We start from the raw sequence: 18,967 nt of genomic DNA, 5'->3' as shown, positions 1-18,967 counted from the left end.
GATACCGGCGCCGGATAGCTGTGGCTGCGTACATCATCCGACGCGTCTTCGGCGCGGTACTGCTGCTGTTGATCGTCAGCGCAGTCACCTTCGCGATCTTCTTCCTCGTCCCCCGGCTCGCCGGGCAGACGATGGACCAACTGGCGGCCCAGTACGTGGGCAAGGACGCCAATCCGCAGTCCATCCTCGCGGTCAAGCAGAACCTTGGCCTCGACCAGCCGCTGTATGCGCAGTTCTGGCACTTCCTCAAGCAGATCTTCGTCGGCGCCGACTACAAGTTCGGCCCCGACGCCTCGCACTGCGGCGTGCCGTGCTTCGGCTACTCGTTCAAGAACCACGTCGAGGTCTGGCCCGAGCTGTCCGCACGTATCCCGGTCACGTTCTCGCTGGCCATCGGTGCCGCGGTGATCTGGCTGATCAGCGGTGTGGCGATCGGTGTCGTCTCCGCGCTCAAGCGGGGCTCGCTCCTCGACCGTTTCTTCATGGGTGTCGCGCTCGCCGGCGTCTCGCTGCCGATCTTCTTCACCGGCATGCTCGCGCTGGGAGTGCTGACCGTCCAATGGCCGATCTGGGAGGGCGTCAACTACGTCCCCTTCACGGACAGTCCGCTGGACTGGGCCTGGAACCTGCTGATCCCCTGGTGCTCGCTCGCCTTCCTCTACTCCGCCCTGTACGCCCGGATCACCAGAGCCGGGATGCTGGAGACCATGGGTGAGGACTACATCCGTACGGCCCGTGCCAAGGGCCTCAAGGAGAGCGTGATCATCGGCAAGCACGGTCTGCGGGCCGCGCTCACCCCGATCGTCACCATCTTCGGCATGGACTTCGGTCTGCTGGTCGGCGGTGCGGTCATCACCGAGCAGGTGTTCTCGTTCCAGGGCCTCGGCTTCTACGCGATCAAGGGCGTCCAGCAGAACGACCTGCCCATCGTGATGGGCGTGACGCTCATCGCGGCCTTCTTCATCGTTGTCTGCAATCTGCTGGTGGACCTGGTGTACGCCGCCATCGACCCCAGGGTGAGGTACTCGTGACCGAGGTTTCCAAGGCACAGACCACGGTGGCCGGCGAGCCCGCCGCCGCGCCGGCCGGCAGCGACGACGCCTTCCTCTCCGTCCGGGACCTGCGCATCCACTTCAAGACGGATGACGGCCTGGTCAAGTCGGTCGACGGCGTCAGCTTCGACGTGAAGCCCGGACAGACCCTCGGCATCGTGGGCGAGTCCGGCTCCGGGAAGTCCGTCACCTCGCTCGGGGTGATGGGCCTGCACCGCACGGCCGCCAACGCCCGTATCTCGGGCGAGGTCTGGCTGGACGGCGAGGAGCTGATCGGCGCGTCCGACGCCCGGGTGCGCGAGCTGCGCGGCCGCAAGATGGCCATGATCTTCCAGGACCCGCTCTCCGCGATGCATCCGTACTTCACGGTCGGCGGGCAGATCGTGGAGGCGTACCGGGTCCACAACAAGGTCAGCAAGAAGATCGCCCGCACCCGCGCCATCGAGATGCTCGACCGGGTCGGCATCCCCGAGCCGCACAAGCGGGTCGACTCCCACCCGCACGAGTTCTCCGGCGGCATGCGCCAGCGCGCCATGATCGCGATGGCGCTGGTCAACAACCCGGAACTGCTCATCGCGGACGAGCCGACCACCGCCCTGGACGTCACCGTCCAGGCGCAGATCCTGGACCTGATCCGGGACCTGCAGAAGGAGTTCGGCTCCGCCGTCATCATGATCACCCATGACCTCGGGGTCGTCGCCGAGATGGCCGACGAGCTCCTGGTGATGTACGGCGGCCGGTGCATCGAGCGCGGTTCGGCGGAGAAGGTCTTCTACGAGGCCCAGCACCCGTACACCTGGGGTCTGCTCACCTCGATGCCGCGCATCGACCGTGAGGAGACCGAGCGGCTGATCCCCGTCAAGGGCCAGCCGCCGTCGCTGATCAACGTCCCGAGCGGCTGCGCCTTCAACCCGCGCTGCCCGTACGCGGACATCCCCAAGGACGACCTCACCCGCACGACGCGTCCCGAGCTGAAGCAGGTCGGCGACGGGCACTTCTCCGCCTGCCACATGGCACCGGAGGAGCGGACCCGGATCTGGACCGAAGAGATTGCGCCGAAGCTGTGAGCGATCCGAGTGATGTGAGCGACGTGAGTGACGTGAGCGAGAAGAAGAACCCCCCGGTGCTGGAGAAGGACGTGACGATCCCGGAACAGGCCACCTCCTCGCGCGAGCCGCTGCTCAGGGTCGAGGGCCTGGTCAAGCACTTCCCGATCCGCAGGGGACTGCTCGGCCGGCAGACCGCCGCGGTCAAGGCCGTCGACGGCATCGACTTCGAGGTGTACCCGGGGGAGACCCTGGGCGTCGTCGGCGAGTCCGGCTGCGGCAAGTCGACGATGGGCCGGCTGATCACCCGGCTGATCGAACCGACGGGCGGCAAGGTCGAGTTCGAGGGCCGCGACATCACGCATCTGTCCATGGGCAAGATGCGGCCGATGCGGCGTGACGTCCAGATGATCTTCCAGGACCCGTACTCCTCGCTGAACCCGCGGCACACGATCGGCACGATCGTCAGCGCGCCGTTCAGGCTCCAGGGCGTCGAGCCCGAGGGCGGTCTCAAGAACCACGTGCAGGAGCTGCTCCAGCTGGTCGGGCTCAGCCCCGAGCACTACAACCGCTACCCGCACGAGTTCTCCGGCGGGCAGCGCCAGCGCATCGGCATCGCCCGCGCGCTCGCCCTGCGCCCGAAGCTCGTGGTGGCCGACGAACCGGTCTCCGCGCTGGACGTGTCGATCCAGGCGCAGGTGGTCAACCTGCTCGACGACCTCCAGGACGAGCTCGGGCTCACGTACGTGATCATCGCGCACGACCTCTCGGTCATCCGCCATGTCTCGGACCGGATCGCGGTCATGTACCTCGGCAAGATCGTCGAGCTGACGGACCGCAAGTCGCTGTACTCGGCGCCGATGCACCCCTACACCAAGGCCCTGATGTCCGCCGTGCCGGTGCCGGATCCCCGGCGGCGCGGATCGAAGAGCGAGCGCATCCTGCTCAAGGGCGATGTGCCCTCGCCGATCTCGCCGCCCAGCGGCTGCCGGTTCCACACCCGGTGCTGGAAGGCGACGGAGGTCTGCATGACGCAGGAACCGCCGCTGATCGCGCTGAAGACCGGCCACCAGGTCGCCTGTCACCACCCGGAGAACGCACCGGACCAGGCGCCCGGGCAGCAGGTGCTGGCCGGGGCCCGGGAAGCGGTCGAGCTGATCACGGTGGCGAAGCCCGAGAGCCCCGCCGAGGAGCCGGCCGAGGCCCCCGCCGGGGACGGTGCCGCGCTCACCGAGGGCGACGCCGCAACACCCTCCGAGCCGGCGGAGGAAAGCCCCAAGGAGTAGTACCGGCACAATTGCCCGGTGCTCAACGAACTGTTCACGCCCTCCGTCCAGCATGCGCTCGACATCGTCGGGATCTTCGTCTTCGCGATCTCCGGCGCTCTGCTCGCCGTACGCAAGAACTTCGATGTCTTCGGCATCGCGGTACTCGCCGAGGTCACCGCGCTGGGCGGAGGGCTGTTCCGTGACGTGATCATCGGGGCGGTGCCGCCGGCCGCCTTCACGGATCTCGGGTACTTCACCACCCCGCTGCTCGCCGCCGGTCTGGTCTTCTTCCTGCATCCGCACGTCGAGCGGATCCAGGTCGGCGTCAATGTCTTCGACGCGGCCGGGCTCGGGCTCTTCTGCGTCACCGGGACGGTCAAGGCGTACGACTACGGCCTCGGCCTGACCGCGTCGGCGGCGCTCGGGCTGGCCACCGCGGTCGGCGGCGGTGTGCTGCGGGACGTACTGGCCAACGAGGTGCCCTCACTGCTGCGCTGGGACCGCGACCTGTACGCGGTGCCCGCGATCGTGGGGGCCGCGATGATCGTGCTCTGCATCCGCTTCGACGCGCTCAACGCCTTCACCAGCGGGGCCGCGGTGATCACGGCGTTCGTGCTGCGGCTGCTGGCGCTGCGCTACCACTGGCGGGCCCCGCGCGCCTACAACCGGCGCTCGGCGACAGCCGAGGAGGGGTAGAGGGCGGCGGGCACCGCTCCGGCCGTCATCTCACCGACTCGAAAAAGCTACCGCTCAGTAATGCGATCGGTGTACCGTGCATTCCATGGCACAGGCAGCAACGCAGGCGGCACGGACCGCGCAGGCAACCATCGGTGACAGCGAGTTCGACCGGGACACCGCCGTCACCCTTCGCGAAGAAGGCGTCTACGAAGCCGAGCTCTCCGCCGGCTGGACGATCATCCACGCCGTCAACGGCGGCTACCTGCTCGCGATGCTCGGCCGCGCGCTCGGTGAGGCACTCCCGCACGCGGACCCCTTCTCGGTCTCCGCGCACTACCTCACCGCGTCCGTCCCGGGGCCGGCGGTGATCCGCACCCAGGTCGTCCGGACCGGGCGCACCCTCTCCACCGGCGAGGCCTCCCTCTTCCAGTACGCGCAGGACGGCACCGAGGTCGAGCGCATCCGGGTCCTCGCCACCTACGGCGACCTGGCCGCCCTGACCGACGACATCCGCACCTCGGCGAAGCCGCCCGCCATCCCGCCCCGCGAGCACTGCCTGGGCCCGAGCGACGGCCCGGCCCCGATCCCCGGCAGCTCCGCCATCACCGAGCGGCTCGACATCAAGCTCGACCCGGCGACGATCGGCTGGGCCGTGGGGCAGCCGTCCGGCAAGGGCGAGATGCGCGGCTGGTTCGGGCTCGCCGACGGCCGCGACGCCGACCCGCTCTCGCTGCTGCTCACCGTCGACGCACTGCCGCCGACCTCGTTCGAGCTGGGGCTCAAGGGCTGGACCCCCACCATCGAACTCACCACCCACATCCGCTGCCGCCCGGCCCCCGGCCCGCTCCGCGTCTCCATCACCACCCGCAACCTGGCGGGCGGCTTCCTGGAGGAGGACGCGGACGTCTGGGACAGCGCGGACCGGCTGGTCGCCCAGTCCCGCCAGCTCGCCAGGGCGCCGCGCAGCTGACACCCCGCGAGGGCCGGAACCGGGGGATGCTGGTGCGGTGAAGTCCGACCGGTTGCTCTCGATCCTGCTGCTGCTCCAGACCCGCGGCCCGGTCCCCGCGCCCGAGCTCGCCGAGCGCCTCGACGTCTCCGTACGCACCATCTACCGGGACGTCGAGGCGCTCTCCGCGTCCGGCGTCCCCGTCTACGCGGAGCGCGGCAGGCACGGCGGGATCGCCCTGCTGCCCGGGTTCCGCACCGATGTCACCGGACTGACCGCCGACGAGGCGCGCGCCCTGTTCGTGCTGGCCGCGGACGGCGCCCACGCGGCGCTCGGGCTCGACGCGGCGATCGGTTCCGCGCTGCGCAAGGTGATGGCGGCGCTCCCCGCCCCGCACCGGCCCGCCGCCGAGCTGACCAGCCGCCGGATCCTCGTCGACCCGGTGCGCTGGCGGAGCGGTCCGCGCGCCGCCGTCGACATCGCCGAACTGCACGACGCGGTGTTCACCGACCAGCGGCTTCGGCTGCGCTACCGGCACAGCGGTACGCGGACCGCGCGCGACTACACCGTCGATCCGTACGGCCTGGTCGTGAAGGCGGGCGTCTGGTACCTGGTCGCCGACCGCGACGGTGAGCCCCGGCTCTTCCGTGCGGACCGGGTGCGGCGGGCCGTCCTCACCGACGAAGCGGTGGTGCGCAGGCGGGGGGTGGAGCTGGCTCAGGTGTGGGAGCTGCTGCGCCGCCAGGTCGAGGACCGGCAGGGCGGCGTGATCCTGCGGGTCCGGGTGCACCGCTCGCGGCTGGATCTGTTCCTGCGGCTGCACGCGGGGGTGCTCACCGGGGAGCCGCGGCCCGAGGAGCGGGACGGCGAGTGGCTGCGGGCCGAGCTGGCCGTGGAATCGGTGGAGTGGGCGCGCTCCCTGCTCTCCTTCGGCCCGAACGTCGAGGTCCTCGCCCCGCCCGGGGCGCGCTCGGTGGTGGCCGCGCACGCGGCCGCCGTCATGGCGCTGTACGGGGATCCGGACCCGGGGGAGTCCGCAGGAAGCGGGTGAGCGCCGCGGTCAGCTCGGCCGGGGCGTCCTCCTGCACGAGGTGGCCGGCGCCCTCGATGAGCCGCAGCTCGCAACCCGGCACGAGGGACGCCAGTTCATGCCCGCGGGCCACCGGGATCCAGGTGTCCTCGGCGCCCCAGCAGATCAGCACCGGCAGCTCGATCTCCCCGTAGCGGTGCTGGATCTCGTCGGTGAACCGCTGGTCGTTCTGGCTGATCTGCCGGTAGAAGGCGGGCTGTCCGGCCTCGGTGCACCAGGGCGCGACGAGCCGGTCCAGGACCGCCGGACGCAGACCGGGATGGCTGGCGGAGCTCACGTACTCGCGTACCAGTGCCCGGTGCAGCTCGGGCGGCAACTGCCCGAAGACCTCCGGGTGTTCGCCGAGCAGTCGGTACGTGGGCGAGCCCCAGGGCGCGAGTGCCACCGGGTCGGCGAGGGCGAGCCGGCGGTAGCGCGCACCGTGCAGCAGATGGGCGCGCAGGGCGACGCAGCCGCCGAAGTCATGGGCGACCACGGCGGGTTCGGGCAGCTCCCAGTGGCCGAGGAGCTCGGTGAGCACCCGGGCCTGGGAGCCGAGCGAGACGTCCTGGCCCTCGAACTGGGCGGAGGCGCCGTACCCGGGCAGGTCCCAGACAAACACCCGGTGGTCCTGGGCCAGCGCGCGGGCCACCCCGCGCCAGACGTACGAGGAGAAGGGCGTGCCGTGCACCAGGACGACGGGCGGTGCGCCGGCCGGCCCCAGGGCGGCCCAGCGGACCTCCCCGGCGGAGCTGCGGAACGTACGGTCCAGGACCCAGGTGTCGGCGCGCATGGGCGCCAGCCTAGGGTCCGGCATCCGGCATCCGGTATCCGGCATCCGGCATCCGGCATCCGGCATCCGGCGTCCGGCTCGGGCGAGGTCACCCGGGGGCGCGGGGCCACGGGGTCACTGGAGGCGCCCGGGGTCAGGAGGCGTCGTCCAGCCAGTGCAGCCGGCCGAGCGTTACCAGGCGCAGCCGGCGCCGGGCGACGTCGGCCACCGTCCGTCCGCCGTCCGGGCCCGCGTCCAGCATCGCCGACGCGGTGATCACCATGTGGTCGACGTAGAGGCCGCCCAGCATCAGCAGGTCCTCCTCGCTCCAGCCCCGCGACTCCGGCTCCCCGGCGAGCGCCGCCGCCACCTCCTGGGCGAACAGCCGGAGCTGGGAGGCGATGGCCTCGCGGACCGGGCCGACCCCGCCGTGCTGCTCACGGGCGATGAACCGGAAGTGGGCGGGCTGCTCGCGGACATGGCGCGTTATCAGGCCGACGCTGCGGTCCAGCCGGACCTCGCTGTCGCCGGTCTCGGCGAGGATCGCGCCGATCATTCCGTGCAGGCTGCCCAGCGTCTGCTCGACGAGAGCCACCCCGAGCGCGGCGATGTCGTCGAAGTGCCGGTAGAAGGCGGTGGGTGTGACACCGGCGGCGCGGGTCACCTCGCGCAGCCCCAGGCTGCTCAGGCTCTGGTGCTCCAGCAGTCCGAGGGCGGCGTCCAGCAGTGACTGACGCGTCTTCAGCTTCTGGGTCTGGCGGATGCCGGCGGTGTGACTCATGCCATTCAGTAAACAACTGTTCTCCGGGGCAAGGAAGAGGTGCGCGGGTCTAGACTGACAAGTCAGTGAACAATCGTACTCTCAATTGTGGAAAGGCCGGCCATGATCGTCCTTGTCGTCGCCCTGCTTCTGCTGGGGATCGTGCTGGGAGCGGTGGCCCAGATCCCGCTGCCGCTGACTCTCGTCCTCGGCGCGCTGATCGGCGGCTGGCTGCTGGTCTTCGCCGTGCGCGAGCGGATGGGCGCGCAGCGCCGGTCCCGGTGACGGACGCCTCCGTCCGCCGTCCGGTCACCCCCGCCGCATCCGTCCCCGAAGGAGTCCGCACCATGACACTCACCACACTCACCCGCCGCTCCGGAGCGACGGACGCCGCCGGGCCGAGCGCCCCCGCCGACGCACCGCAGGACCACATCCGGCGCCCCGGGGGCCCCGGCTCCGTCCGGTCCACCCGGGATGCCGACGCTCTCGCCGTCGCCTCGTTCGTCCTGGGTCTCGTCGGTCTGCTGGTGATGAACATCCTGCTGGGTCCGGCGGCCATCGTCATGGCGGTCATCGCCCTGGCCCGCTCCACCACCCGCCGCGGCCGCGCCCTGCTGGGACTCGCACTCGGCATCGCGGACCTGGTGATCCTGGCCTTCCTCGTCACCGGAAACGGCGCCGTCGCCTGGAACTTCGGCGGCTGACAGGGCTCGGTTCCCGCCGTTCTCCCCACTGGATCGGGCCCCGGGCCGGGGCGGGTGAGACGCGCCTTCCGCGGTGCGCGGGCGCCAAGGCGCCATGCGCCCGCCGTACGCCCCGCCGCAGGCTCGTAGAATCGAGCCCACCATGGCCTACCTCGACCACGCCGCGACCACGCCGATGCTTCCGGAAGCGATCGCGGCGATGACCGCCCAGCTCGCCGTCACCGGCAACGCGTCCTCCCTGCACGCCGCCGGGCGCCGGGCCCGCCGTACCGTCGAGGAGTCCAGAGAGACCCTCGCCGACGCCCTCGGCGCGCGCCCCAGCGAGGTGGTCCTCACCTCCGGCGGCACCGAATCGGACAACCTCGCGGTGAAGGGCCTGTACTGGGCCCGCCGCGACGCCGATCCCCGCCGCACCCGGGTGCTGGCCAGTCCGGTCGAGCACCACGCGGTGCTCGACGCGGTGGACTGGCTCGCCGAGCACGAGGGCGCGCGCGTCGAGTACCTCCCCGTCGACCGGTACGGGCGCGTCCACCCGGACGTGCTGCGCGAGGCGCTGGCCCGTAACCCCGACGACGTCGCGATGATTACCGTGATGTGGGCCAACAACGAGATCGGCACCATCATGCCGGTACGTGAACTGGCCTCCGTCGCCCGCGAGTTCGGCGTTCCCATGCATGCCGACGCGGTGCAGGCCTTCGGGCAGCTGGAAGTCGACTTCGCCCGCTCCGGACTGGCCGCGATGACCGTCAGCGCACACAAGATCGGCGGCCCGTTCGGCGTCGGCGCACTGCTGCTCGGCCGCGAGTACACCCCCGTTCCCGTGCTGCACGGAGGCGGCCAGGAGCGCCATGTGCGCTCCGGCACCCTCGATGTGCCCGGAGTCGCGGCGTTCGCCGTCGCCGGACGGCTCGCCGCCGACGGGCGCGAGGACTTCGCCCGGGAGATCGGCGGCCTCCGCGACGAACTGGTCGCGGCCGTGCTGGCGCAGGTCCCCGACGCCCTCCTCGGCGGCGACCCGGCCCCCGGCGGCCGGCTCCCGGCCAACGCGCACTTCACGTTCCCCGGCTGCGAGGGCGACTCCCTCCTGCTGCTGCTGGACGCCCAGGGCATCGAGTGCTCGACCGGCTCCGCCTGCACGGCCGGGATCGCCCAGCCCAGTCACGTCCTGCTCGCCACCGGCACTGACCCGGATCTGGCGCGCGGCACCCTGCGCTTCTCGCTCGGCCACACCACGACCAAGCAGGACATCGACGACGTGGCACGGGCGATCGGCCCGGCGGTGGAACGGGCCCGCACGGCGGGGCTCAGCTAGCGGTTTTCCGCCCGGTGCCCGAAGCCGCCGCCCGGACCAGCTTCATGTACCGGTCCCAGTCCCAGTGCTTCCCCGGGTCCGTGTGATCGGCGCCCGGCACCTCCACGTGCCCGATGACGTGCTTGCGGTCCACCGGTATCCCGTACCGCCCGCATATCGCCGCGGTCAGCCGGGCGGACGCCCCGTACATCGCCGCCGTGAAGTCCTGCGGGCGGTCCACGAAGCCCTCGTGCTCGATGCCGACGCTGCGTTCGTTGTACGAGCGGTTGCCCGCGTGGAACGCCACGTCCAGCTCGCGGATCATCTGCTCCACATGGCCGTCCTTGCGCACCACGTAGTGCGCCGCCGCCCCGTGCCGGGGGTCCTGGAAGACCCTGACGGCGCTCTGGAAGCTGCCCTGCGTGACATGGATGACGACCCGGTCGATGCCGTAGTCGTCGGGGCGGTCCGCCCGCCGCCAGTTCGACGGGGACGCCGCCGTCCACCGGGCCCGCGCGTAGTCCACCTCGCCGGGTGTACGGGGCTTCTCCACGCCCGGCAGCCGCCACCAGGCACGTTTCAGCTGGTCCCGGGCGAGCGCTGCCGTGCCGGCCGCCGTGACGGCGCCACCGATCAGCACCGAACGCCGGCTGATGCCGGTGCCGGAGCCCTCGGCGCCTGTCGTGCCCTTCGTCCCCATGTGGTCGACAACGCATATCCATGAGCGTTCGGTTCCCGGGGCCCCGTACCCTGGTGGAGCTATGACTCAGACTTCCCAGCGCCCCCTCCGTGTCCTCGCCGCCATGTCGGGCGGGGTCGACTCCGCCGTCGCCGCGGCCCGCGCCGCAGAGGCGGGCCACGACGTGACCGGTGTGCACCTCGCCCTCTCCGCGAACCCGCAGTCCTTCCGGACCGGGGCCCGGGGCTGTTGCACCATCGAGGACTCCCGCGACGCCCGCCGCGCCGCGGACGTCATCGGCATCCCCTTCTACGTCTGGGACCTGGCGGAACGCTTCCGCGAGGACGTCGTGGAGGACTTCGTCGCGGAGTACGAGGCCGGCCGCACCCCCAACCCCTGCCTGCGCTGCAACGAGAAGATCAAGTTCGCCGCGCTGCTCGACAAGGCCCTCGCCCTGGGCTTCGACGCGGTCTGCACCGGCCACTACGCCACGGTCGTGCTCGCCGCCGACGGCAGCCGCGAGCTGCACCGCGCCTCCGACATGGCCAAGGACCAGAGCTATGTGCTGGGCGTCCTGGACGAGCGCCAGCTCGCCCACGCCATGTTCCCGCTCGGTGACACCCTCACCACCAAGGACGAGATCCGCGCGGAGGCCGAGCGCCGGGGACTGGCCGTCGCCAAGAAGCCCGACAGCCACGACATCTGCTTCATCGCCGACGGCGACACCCAGGGCTTCCTGGCCGACCGCCTAGGCGGCACGGCGGAGGGCGACATCCTCGACGAGTCCGGCACCAAGCTCGGCACCCACGAGGGCGCCTTCGGCTTCACCATCGGCCAGCGCAAGGGCCTGCGCATCGGCCACCCCGCGGCCGACGGCAAGCCGCGCTACGTCCTGGACATCTCCCCGGTGAACAACACGGTCACCGTCGGCCCCGTCGAGGCCCTCGACGTGACCGCCCTGACCGCGATCAAGCCCCGCTGGTGCGGCACGCCGCCGGCCGGCCCGGGCACGTACACCGCCCAGCTCCGCGCCCACGGCGGTGAGACCGAGGTGACGGCCGAACTGCTCGACGGGACCCTCACCGTCTTGTTCGCCGAGCCGGTACGGGGCGTGGCCCCCGGCCAGGCGGTCGTGCTGTACGACGGGACGCGCGTGGTCGGGTCGGCCACGATCGCGACGACGGTACGGCGGGAGACGGCGGCGGCGGGCTGACGGGCCAGGGCTGGCACGGCCGGTGCCGGCGTCATAGGCTGCACATGCGGATCGTCCGCATGCGGTGTACGTACGACGGGGCCAGCCTCCCCGTCCTGTCGGGAGGCCGAGGGTGCTACTGCGTTTCCGGGTGGCCAATCACCGCTCGATCCGCGATGAGTGCGAGCTGTCGCTCATCGGACCGGATCACGGTGACGGCAACGCCCGAGTGACTGGGCTCCGTCACGACGGGCACGACGTATCGGCTCTGCCGGTGCTGGGCATCTTCGGTTCCAATGCCGCGGGCAAGAGCAACATGCTCAGTGCGTTGTCCGACATGCGCCATGCGGTCCGCACATCGTTCGCCGACTGGACGAAGTCGCCCGGCGTGCCCCGCGAGCCCTTCAAGCTCGACCCCGCGTGCGCGCAGGAGACCAGCCTGTACGAGGTCGACCTCTCCCTCGGCCGCAGCGGGACCCGCTTCACGTACGGCTTCGAGCTCTCGGACGAGCGCGTCGAGGCCGAATGGCTGCACGCCTACCCCGGGGGCAAGCGGGAGACCTGGTTCGACCGCGAAGCGGGGCGACCCGAAGCGGAGGGCGGGGAGTTCGTCTTCGAGGGTGAGGGCTACAAGGGGAATCGCGAACTCCTGGTGTCGGTCACTCGTCCCGACTCCTTGTTCCTGTCCACCGCCGCCACTCTGAACGACCCTCAACTCTCCTCGTTGCACCGGTGGTTCCTGGACAACCTATGGCTGGTGACACCCGGTGAGGACGTCGGACACCGCACCAGGTGGACCCTGGACCTCATCGAGCAGAACGCGAAGGACGGGTACCGCGAGCGAGTCCTGCATCTGCTGGCCGCCGCCGACATCGGTGTCACTGGCATGGAAATCGACCAGGAGACCGGGGCGGTCAGACTGCGGCACCGTACGGCGGATGGAACCGACATCCCGCTGGACTTCCTCACCGAGGAGTCGTTCGGCACGCACGCCTGGTTCGCCTTCCTCGGGCCGATGTTCACCGTGCTCGACAAGGGGGCGGTGCTGCTCGTGGACGAGCTGGACTCCTCCCTGCACCCGACACTGGCGGCGGAGGTCGTACGGATCTTCCAGGACCCGAAGGCCAACCCGCGCAACGCCCAGCTGATCTTCACCACGCACGACGCCACCCTCCTGGGCAGTGAGGTGCTGGACCGGCCGCTGGGCCGTGACCAGGCCTGGATCGCCGCCAAGGACCGGTCGGGCGCGACGGAGATCTATCCGCTGACCGCCGCCCACCCGAAGGACGGCGAGAACCTGGAGCGCGGCTATCTGCGCGGGCGCTACGGCGGGGTGCCCCGCGTCAGCGCGGGCGAGATCGCTCGCGAACTGTCCTGGCAGGAGGAGAAGGCAACAGCGTGAGTACGTGGGGTGGGCAGCAAGGACAGCACGGTACCGAGGGGCAGGCGGACGAGCCGCCCCGGCGGAAACGCAAGAGCCGCAAGGGCGAGGAGAAGCCTCTTGTGGCCCCCGCGCCACCGCCTCCGGCTGATACGCGGGCGGAACGGGTGCTGTACGTCGGCTGCGAGGGCGAGTCCACCGAGCCGGACTACCTCAACTACCTCAACGAACGCTTCGGGGACGGCAGCCTCACCGGCGGCCGGCGATTCCGCATCCAGCCGGTGTTCGCCAAGAACGGGCTGACTCCCGCCAGGGCGGTTGCCAGGGTTCAGTCCGAGGCGAAAGAGGACGAGGCGTGGGCCCTTTTCGACCGGGATCGGCACCACGACATCCCCGAGGCGCTGGAACTGGCGGCCGAGACGGGCACCGAGGTCTGCTTCTCGCACCCGTCGTTCGAACTGTGGTTGCTGCTCCACTTCCAGGCGTTCGGGGGCAAACGTAGCGGGAGCAGCGAACACGTGGTGGACGCGCTGCGGAAGGCTGACCCGGCCTTCAAGAAGTTCGACAAGAGGAACAACAAGAGCGTCAAGGACGGGCGCCGCACAGCGTTGGAGGAGAAGGAATCCGACGCTGTCCGCAATGCGCGGAGCATGGTCGGGCAGTGCGAGCACGGCACGTGCAAGGCGAAGTCCACCCGGAGGGACCGCTACCAGTGGGAGGGTGCTCCCGAGCGCCCCGATCCGCTGATCCCGCACTCGGGCCACGCCGCCGACTGCCCGGTTCTCGACCGTGATCCGTCCACCGACGTCTGGCGGCTGCTGGTGAGCCTCGAAATCGTGGACGCCTGATCGCTCGGGGTGCAGCCCGATTCGGCCTTCGGTCCGCACCAGATCCGGAGGACGTCTACGCTTCCCTGAGCATCCCGATCCGCTCACCGTACGTACGAAGGAATGGCGCGTGGCCAGAATCACCCTGCCCGAGCTCGAACGGCACCTGTATTCGGCCGCCGACATCCTGCGCGGTCGGATGGACGCCTCCGAGTACCGGGACTACATATTCGGGATGCTCTTCCTGAAACGTGCCTCGGACGAGTTCCAGCCCGAGTGGGAGAGGGTGCACCGCGAGCAACTGGAACGGACGAAGGACGAGACGAAGGCGTTGAAGCGGGCCAACGATCCGGATTCGTACACCCGGGTCTTCTACGTACCGCCCCGGGCACGCTGGTGGAACGGCCCTCACTTCGACCCTGCGGCTCCGGACAGCCCCGCGCCCGGCATCCAGACCCTCACCGACAAGGTCGGCGAGCGGCTCGACCAGGCGATGGTCGCGCTCAGCGAGGGCAACGAGCGTCTCGCCGGTGTGACCACGCACATCAGCTTCAACGAGGTCGTCGGCACGAAGCCCCGCTTCACCGATGCCGAGCTGTCCCAGCTGATCCGCCATTTCACGCTCTACCGGCTGCGCAACGAGGACTTCGAGTTCCCGGACATGCTGGGTGCGGCCTACGAGTACCTGCTGGGGGAGTTCGCCGACTCGGCCGGGCAGAAGGGCGGGGAGTTCTACACCCCGCGCGCTGTCGTACGGATGATGGTCCAGCTCGTCGACCCGAAGGCCGAGGAGTCCGTCTACGACCCGTGCGCAGGCTCCGGCGGCATGCTGATCGCGGCCCGTGAGCATGTGGAGGAGCACGGCGAGGACCCGACGCTTCTCTCGGTCAACGGACAGGACAAGAACGGCCCCTCCTGGTCCATGGCCAGCATGAACATGGTGCTGCACGGCATCCGGGAGTTCGACCTCCAGCACGGGGACACCCTCACCGAACCGATGCACTTCCAGCCGGGGACCACGCAGCTGCGCCGGTTCACCAAGGTCCTCTCCAACCCGCCGTTCTCCCTGAATTACGACGCCTCCCTGGTCGCCGAGGCCGACAGGAACCACGGGAAGCGGATGAAGCACTGGGCGCCGGAGGGCGGTAAGAAGGCCGACCTCATGTTCGTCCAGCACATGGTTGCGGTGCTGGAGGAGCGGGGCGTCGCGGCGATCGTCATGCCGCACGGGGTGCTGTTCCGGGGCGGCAAGGAACGCGACATCCGCGAGCAGCTCCTCAGGGACGACTGCATCGAGGCGGTCATCGGCCTCGGTCCGAACCTGTTCTACGGGACGGGCATCCCGGCCTGCGTGCTGGTGCTGCGCCGCCCGCACCGCAAGCGCACGGGCCGGGTGGACAAGATCCTGTTCATCAACGCCGACCGGGACTTCACGGTGGGCCGGAACCAGAACGAACTCCGCCCGGAACACGTCGAGAAGATCGTCACCACGTACGAGCAGTGGCGCCAGATCCCACGGTACTCGCGCGAGGTCGAGGTGGAGGACCTGCTGGCGGCGGAGGCCAATCTCAACATCCGCCGCTGGGTGGACAACTCGCCGCCCGCCGAGCCTCAGGACGTACGGGCGCACCTGTACGGCGGGGTGCCGGTGACCGAGGTCGCGGACCGCGCGGAACTGTTCCACTCGTTCGGCGTGGACGCGACGGAGCTGTTCGCGGTGCGGGACGGCGACCCGGACTACTACGACTTCCTGCCGGAGGGCCCGGACGCGACGGCGGCCCGCATCCCGTGGCTGGCGGAGAAGAAGAAGTCCGAGCTGGACGAGGTGTACGGCACGTGGTGGGAGGCCCACGCGCCGCTGTTCGCGGGGCTTGCGGCGGACCGTGAGCTGATGAAGCTGCGGAGCGGGCTCCTGGACTCGTTCAAGCGGGACATCGGTGCCGTCGGCGTGATCGACGAGTTCACCACGGCCGGCATCATCGCCGACTGGTGGGCCACCAACCGCTACGACATGAAGGCGCTGGCGGCGGGCGGGTTCGAGCGGGTGCTGACGGGGTGGGTCGACTCGGTCGAGGCGATCGTCGAGCCGGTGATCCCTGACGATGACACGACTACTCGTAAGACGACGGTCACGGCCGTCGACCGCCGTCGCGCCATGGACCAGCCGGTCGTGCGCGTATTGATCCCGGAGTTCCTGGACGCGGTGACGGCGGCGGACAAGGTGGTCGCCGAGGCGGATGTGGCGTACAAGACGGCTTTGGAGGCGCTGGCGGAGGCGAAGGGGCCGGAGCCGGCGGACGGGGACGTCGAGGCGGAGGAGGCGGCGGACGAGGCTGCGGAGGATGCGGACGGTGCCGAGCCGGAGGAGGACGCCGCTCCGGTGGCCTCGGCGGAGAAGCGCGCTGAGCTGGCCGACGATGTGGCCGCGAGCAAGAAGGTTCTGGCGGCGGCCAGGAAGAAGCGGAAGGGCCTGGACGAGGTGTTCCTGCCCCAGTTGCGGGCCGCGCGGGACGTGGTGAAGAACGCGGAGAAGGACGGCCCGGAGCGGGTGGTCCTGGAGGTGCTGGACACTGACCTCTCCGGACGCCTGGACTCGGCCGCGGCTCGGCGGCGGCGCGAGCTGGTGGCGGCGTTCCGGGAGTGGTCGGAGAAGTATGGGGTGTCGCTGGCTGACCTGGAGACGGAAAGCGGGGCGGCTGCGGGGGAGCTGGGGACGTGGCTGGAGGAGCTGGGTTATGCGCGGTGAAGTAGGCTCACGAGAGCGTCGTACTGTGGCTCTTGGGAGTGTGCTGAAGCAACGCCCGCAGAACGGATACTCGCCAAATGACCTGCCGGAGTGGACCGGACTCCAAGCTCTGGGTCTTTCCTGCCTGGGGAGCCATGGATTTTCGCCAAAGCAGTTGAAGAACGTTCCGGACACACCGCTTGCTCGCCGTTCCCAGTTGGAGAATGGTGACTTGCTCATGAGTCGAGCTAATACGCGTGAGCTCGTCGGCCTCGTGGGGCGTTTCTCGGATACCGGAGTTCCCTGCATCTATCCCGACCTCATGATGCGGTTGCAGCCGGATTCGGACAGGTGTCTGCCTGAGTACCTGGAAATTGTGTTGAGGTCGGAGCCGTTGCGTCGGGTCGTGCGCGGAGGCGCGCGAGGTACCAGCGACAGCATGGTGAAGATTAATGCGCGGCTTGTGGAAGGTCTGTCGATTCCGCTACCCGTTGTCGAGGGGCAGCGTGAGATTGTCTCAGTGCACTCTGCTTTCGAGCGGCGGATCGAGGTTCTGCAGAAGCAAGCGGACAAGCGTACGGCCCTGCTTTCCGGCCTGACTGACTCGCTTCTCCAGCACCATGTGGACAAGCTCGTAGCTTTGGGCGACGCGGTTATTGAATGCCAAGCAGGTGTCACGCTCGGAGCGCACAGGGTGCCTCGCCATAACGCCGTGGGTTACTTGCGCGTGGCGAACGTACGAAAGGGTTGGATCGATGCCGACGACATTGCCATCCTGGAATCTCAGAAGCGTGATTTTCCTCGTTACGAGCTGGCCAAGGGGGATGTGCTCGTTGTGGAGGGGCACGCGAACCCCGAACAGATCGGAAGGGCTGCAGTCGTTGACGAAACGACGAGTGGGCTGCTCTACCAGAACCATCTCTTCCGTCTCAGGTTCGACGACGTGATTCCTGAGTTCGCTGCGCTGTGGCTAAACGCCTCGGTGGTCCGCAGCTACTGGCGTACACGTTGCACGACCAGCTCTGGCCTATACACGATCAACTCGAAGCTCCTCGCTGGGGTGCCGTTCCCTCAACTCGGCCTTGAGGAGCAACGCCAGATCACGGAGGTATGCCGAGTTGCCAGCCGTTCAGTCGAGAGTGCGAAGCAGCAGATCCGCAAAATTCGGGTGCTGCAGGCTTCCGCGGTTGAGGACCTGCTGGCTGGGTGACGAACATCCAGTGACGCGTCAGGCGTCCCCGCTCTTAACTGCGAGCACGAGAGCGCGCATTGCGGACGGGGTAGTTGTCAGGACGGTATCGGGGCTGTCGCTTTCCCGAAGCGCAATGTCCTCGTTCTCCACCGTCGCGACCTCAACGCAGTTGTTCCCTCCTGCGTCGGAGAACGACGACTTCACCCAGTGCAGGTCGGCCACGTGACGCACCTCTTACAACTCCTTGGCGATGGAGCGGATGAAGCTCCTGGACTCGGAGGGAGTCAACGCCACCTTCTCGACCAAGTCCAGTTTGGTGCGGAAGTTGGCCAGCTGTGTGGGCGAGTCGATGAACACAGCTCCTGTCGGTGAGTCCATCTGCACTGTGTCCAGATGGTAGTTGGGAGCCTCCACGTAGAGGACGGAAGCGTCACCGAGGAGCGGGTATCCGCCCGCTGTGAACGGGATGACCTGGAGCGTCACGTTGGCGCGCTCGCCGGCGTCCAACAGGTGCAGCAGTTGGGCGCGTGCGGCGCTCCGGCCCCCGAGCTGCATCCTGAGTGCAGCCTCGTGGATCACGCCGGAGTATGGGACTCCGTGATCCTTCGTGATCACGGACTGACGGGCCATGCGGTGCGCCACCCGTAGTTCGACTTCGAGGCGGGGGAGTGCCGGAACGAAGAGTTCGAAGATGGCGCGTGCGTGGTCTTCCGTGTGGAACAGGCCGGGCAGATGCGCAGTCTGGACCGTGCGCAGGCGAACGGCGTAGTTCTCCAGGGCTGAGACATCCAGAAAGCCCGGCGGGATCTTGCCCCGGTACTCCTCCCACCAGCCCGTCCGGCGTCCACCCGTCAGTCCTGCCAGGGCATCGATCAGGCCTGGTTCGTCGCACTCGTAGATGCTGCCCAGACGCCGCAGCCGCTCCTCGCTGATGCCGAACCTCCCGGCCTCCACGTTGGCGATGACCGTCCGGTCGGTACCCAACAGGCCTGCGGCCTCCGCTGCCGTCATGCCGGCAGCTTCGCGTAGCCGCCTCAACTCGATGCCGAATCGGCGCTGAAGGATGGTGGGGGCATGTCGTGGTGCCATGTGTTGTCCTCGTTCTCTGCTGGACCCGCGCACAGTGTTTCCGGCAGGAACGGCGCGGTCCACCGAAACCGGGCAGTTAACCCTTCGGAGTGACTTGGTAGCACTGTTATGAGTTCGACCTCTACTCTCTGATGAGCGCCACTTGCTCACCGTTATCGACGGAAGCGCACCGATCCACCCTGCCCACCCGGGAGGCAGGCCCGGACCGGCATTGCCACCGACTCTCGCGGCGTACCAACCGCAACAACCCCTGGCGCAAGCCCACTTCACCCACCCGCTCGCACCCCAGGAGG

Annotated in this window: 19 protein-coding genes; 14 read left to right on the top strand and 5 right to left on the bottom strand. The window is 69.3% G+C overall.

What is annotated here, in order from left to right; all coding sequences use genetic code 11:
- The first annotated feature begins 20 nt into the window (after window positions 1-20).
- The 6 genes from J1C73_RS24820 (at window position 21) to J1C73_RS24795 (ending at window position 6,044) form a co-directional block, all read left to right on the top strand.
- A complete protein-coding gene (locus J1C73_RS24820) occupies window positions 21-1,031 on the top strand; it encodes an ABC transporter permease (protein WP_207318337.1) in 1,011 nt (336 codons plus the stop codon).
- Complete coding sequence (locus tag J1C73_RS24815) at window positions 1,028-2,119, top strand: ABC transporter ATP-binding protein (protein ID WP_207318336.1); 1,092 nt, start codon at window positions 1,028-1,030, stop codon at window positions 2,117-2,119. The genes J1C73_RS24820 and J1C73_RS24815 overlap by 4 nt, the downstream gene beginning before the upstream one ends.
- 59 nt (window positions 2,120-2,178) lie before the next feature.
- Entirely contained in the window at window positions 2,179-3,384 is a 1,206-nt protein-coding gene (locus J1C73_RS24810) for an ABC transporter ATP-binding protein (RefSeq protein WP_242644658.1), read from the top strand.
- Window positions 3,385-3,402: 18 nt separating this feature from the next.
- Window positions 3,403-4,062 (top strand): trimeric intracellular cation channel family protein, encoded by a 660-nt coding sequence (locus J1C73_RS24805; RefSeq protein WP_123461792.1) that lies wholly within the window; start codon window positions 3,403-3,405, stop codon window positions 4,060-4,062.
- Between the two features lie 85 nt (window positions 4,063-4,147).
- Entirely contained in the window at window positions 4,148-5,014 is an 867-nt protein-coding gene (locus J1C73_RS24800) for a thioesterase family protein (RefSeq protein WP_207318335.1), read from the top strand.
- 37 nt (window positions 5,015-5,051) lie between these two features.
- On the top strand, window positions 5,052-6,044 hold the full coding sequence (locus tag J1C73_RS24795; protein WP_207318334.1) for a helix-turn-helix transcriptional regulator: 993 nt from the start codon (window positions 5,052-5,054) through the stop codon (window positions 6,042-6,044).
- Here J1C73_RS24795 and J1C73_RS24790 read toward each other — a convergent pair.
- Together J1C73_RS24790 and J1C73_RS24785 are read right to left on the bottom strand one after the other, a co-directional pair.
- Window positions 5,992-6,855: an alpha/beta fold hydrolase gene (locus J1C73_RS24790; RefSeq protein WP_207318333.1), complete on the bottom strand. Its 864-nt coding sequence runs from the start codon at window positions 6,853-6,855 to the stop codon at window positions 5,992-5,994. The genes J1C73_RS24795 and J1C73_RS24790 overlap by 53 nt on opposite strands.
- 133 nt (window positions 6,856-6,988) lie before the next feature.
- Window positions 6,989-7,615: a TetR family transcriptional regulator gene (locus J1C73_RS24785; protein ID WP_207318332.1), complete on the bottom strand. Its 627-nt coding sequence runs from the start codon at window positions 7,613-7,615 to the stop codon at window positions 6,989-6,991.
- 102 nt (window positions 7,616-7,717) lie between these two features.
- On the opposite strand from J1C73_RS24785, the gene J1C73_RS24780 reads away from it, so the two are divergent.
- From J1C73_RS24780 to J1C73_RS24770, 3 genes are all read left to right on the top strand, one after another.
- A complete protein-coding gene (locus tag J1C73_RS24780; RefSeq protein WP_207318331.1) occupies window positions 7,718-7,879 on the top strand; it encodes a hypothetical protein in 162 nt (53 codons plus the stop codon).
- A 62-nt stretch (window positions 7,880-7,941) separates the two neighbouring features.
- Complete coding sequence (locus tag J1C73_RS24775) at window positions 7,942-8,298, top strand: DUF4190 domain-containing protein (RefSeq protein ID WP_242644650.1); 357 nt, start codon at window positions 7,942-7,944, stop codon at window positions 8,296-8,298.
- Between the two features lie 142 nt (window positions 8,299-8,440).
- Window positions 8,441-9,610, top strand: a complete 1,170-nt coding sequence (locus tag J1C73_RS24770; RefSeq protein WP_207318330.1) for a cysteine desulfurase family protein — start codon at window positions 8,441-8,443, stop codon at window positions 9,608-9,610.
- Here the strand turns inward: J1C73_RS24770 and J1C73_RS24765 are convergent.
- A complete protein-coding gene (locus J1C73_RS24765) occupies window positions 9,603-10,289 on the bottom strand; it encodes an N-acetylmuramoyl-L-alanine amidase (RefSeq protein WP_207318329.1) in 687 nt (228 codons plus the stop codon). The two genes, J1C73_RS24770 and J1C73_RS24765, sit on opposite strands and share 8 nt — an antisense overlap.
- Window positions 10,290-10,350: 61 nt before the next feature.
- On the opposite strand from J1C73_RS24765, the gene mnmA reads away from it, so the two are divergent.
- The 5 genes from mnmA to J1C73_RS24740 all read left to right on the top strand — a co-directional run bounded on the left by mnmA (window position 10,351) and on the right by J1C73_RS24740 (window position 17,603).
- The gene (gene mnmA / locus J1C73_RS24760; protein ID WP_207318328.1) at window positions 10,351-11,481 is read left to right on the top strand and encodes a tRNA 2-thiouridine(34) synthase MnmA; all 1,131 of its coding nucleotides are present in this window, start codon (window positions 10,351-10,353) and stop codon (window positions 11,479-11,481) included.
- A 208-nt stretch (window positions 11,482-11,689) separates the two neighbouring features.
- Window positions 11,690-12,862, top strand: a complete 1,173-nt coding sequence (locus J1C73_RS24755; protein ID WP_307797790.1) for an AAA family ATPase — start codon at window positions 11,690-11,692, stop codon at window positions 12,860-12,862.
- Window positions 12,859-13,689 (top strand): RloB family protein, encoded by an 831-nt coding sequence (locus tag J1C73_RS24750; RefSeq protein WP_207318326.1) that lies wholly within the window; start codon window positions 12,859-12,861, stop codon window positions 13,687-13,689. The genes J1C73_RS24755 and J1C73_RS24750 overlap by 4 nt, the downstream gene beginning before the upstream one ends.
- 109 nt (window positions 13,690-13,798) lie before the next feature.
- The gene (locus J1C73_RS24745) at window positions 13,799-16,414 is read left to right on the top strand and encodes a type I restriction-modification system subunit M (RefSeq protein WP_207318325.1); all 2,616 of its coding nucleotides are present in this window, start codon (window positions 13,799-13,801) and stop codon (window positions 16,412-16,414) included.
- Window positions 16,415-16,454: 40 nt separating this feature from the next.
- Entirely contained in the window at window positions 16,455-17,603 is a 1,149-nt protein-coding gene (locus J1C73_RS24740) for a restriction endonuclease subunit S domain-containing protein (RefSeq protein ID WP_207318324.1), read from the top strand.
- A gap of 18 nt (window positions 17,604-17,621) precedes the next feature.
- Here J1C73_RS24740 and J1C73_RS24735 read toward each other — a convergent pair whose 3' ends face one another.
- Both J1C73_RS24735 and J1C73_RS24730 read right to left on the bottom strand, forming a co-directional pair.
- On the bottom strand, window positions 17,622-17,807 hold the full coding sequence (locus J1C73_RS24735; protein WP_207318323.1) for a DUF397 domain-containing protein: 186 nt from the start codon (window positions 17,805-17,807) through the stop codon (window positions 17,622-17,624).
- Between the two features lie 12 nt (window positions 17,808-17,819).
- Window positions 17,820-18,674: a DUF5753 domain-containing protein gene (locus J1C73_RS24730; protein WP_207318322.1), complete on the bottom strand. Its 855-nt coding sequence runs from the start codon at window positions 18,672-18,674 to the stop codon at window positions 17,820-17,822.
- Between the last annotated feature and the right edge of the window lie 293 nt (window positions 18,675-18,967).

This window comes from Streptomyces laculatispora (assembly GCF_017353455.1).
In the GTDB taxonomy this organism is placed as follows: domain Bacteria; phylum Actinomycetota; class Actinomycetes; order Streptomycetales; family Streptomycetaceae; genus Streptomyces; species Streptomyces laculatispora.
This window is presented reverse-complemented; position numbering and strand designations above follow the sequence as displayed.

Bases quoted from the DNA above. Each gene is read 5' to 3' on its own strand.
- J1C73_RS24770 (WP_207318330.1), top strand. From the start codon at position 8,441: ATGGCCTACCTCGACCACGCCGCGACCACGCCGATGCTTCCGGAAGCG.
- J1C73_RS24730 (WP_207318322.1), bottom strand. From the start codon at position 18,674: ATGGCACCACGACATGCCCCCACCATCCTTCAGCGCCGATTCGGCATC.
- J1C73_RS24780 (WP_207318331.1), top strand. From the start codon at position 7,718: ATGATCGTCCTTGTCGTCGCCCTGCTTCTGCTGGGGATCGTGCTGGGA.
- J1C73_RS24765 (WP_207318329.1), bottom strand. From the start codon at position 10,289: ATGGGGACGAAGGGCACGACAGGCGCCGAGGGCTCCGGCACCGGCATC.
- J1C73_RS24775 (WP_242644650.1), top strand. From the start codon at position 7,942: ATGACACTCACCACACTCACCCGCCGCTCCGGAGCGACGGACGCCGCC.
- J1C73_RS24785 (WP_207318332.1), bottom strand. From the start codon at position 7,615: ATGAGTCACACCGCCGGCATCCGCCAGACCCAGAAGCTGAAGACGCGT.
- J1C73_RS24800 (WP_207318335.1), top strand. From the start codon at position 4,148: ATGGCACAGGCAGCAACGCAGGCGGCACGGACCGCGCAGGCAACCATC.
- mnmA (WP_207318328.1), top strand. From the start codon at position 10,351: ATGACTCAGACTTCCCAGCGCCCCCTCCGTGTCCTCGCCGCCATGTCG.
- J1C73_RS24790 (WP_207318333.1), bottom strand. From the start codon at position 6,855: ATGCGCGCCGACACCTGGGTCCTGGACCGTACGTTCCGCAGCTCCGCC.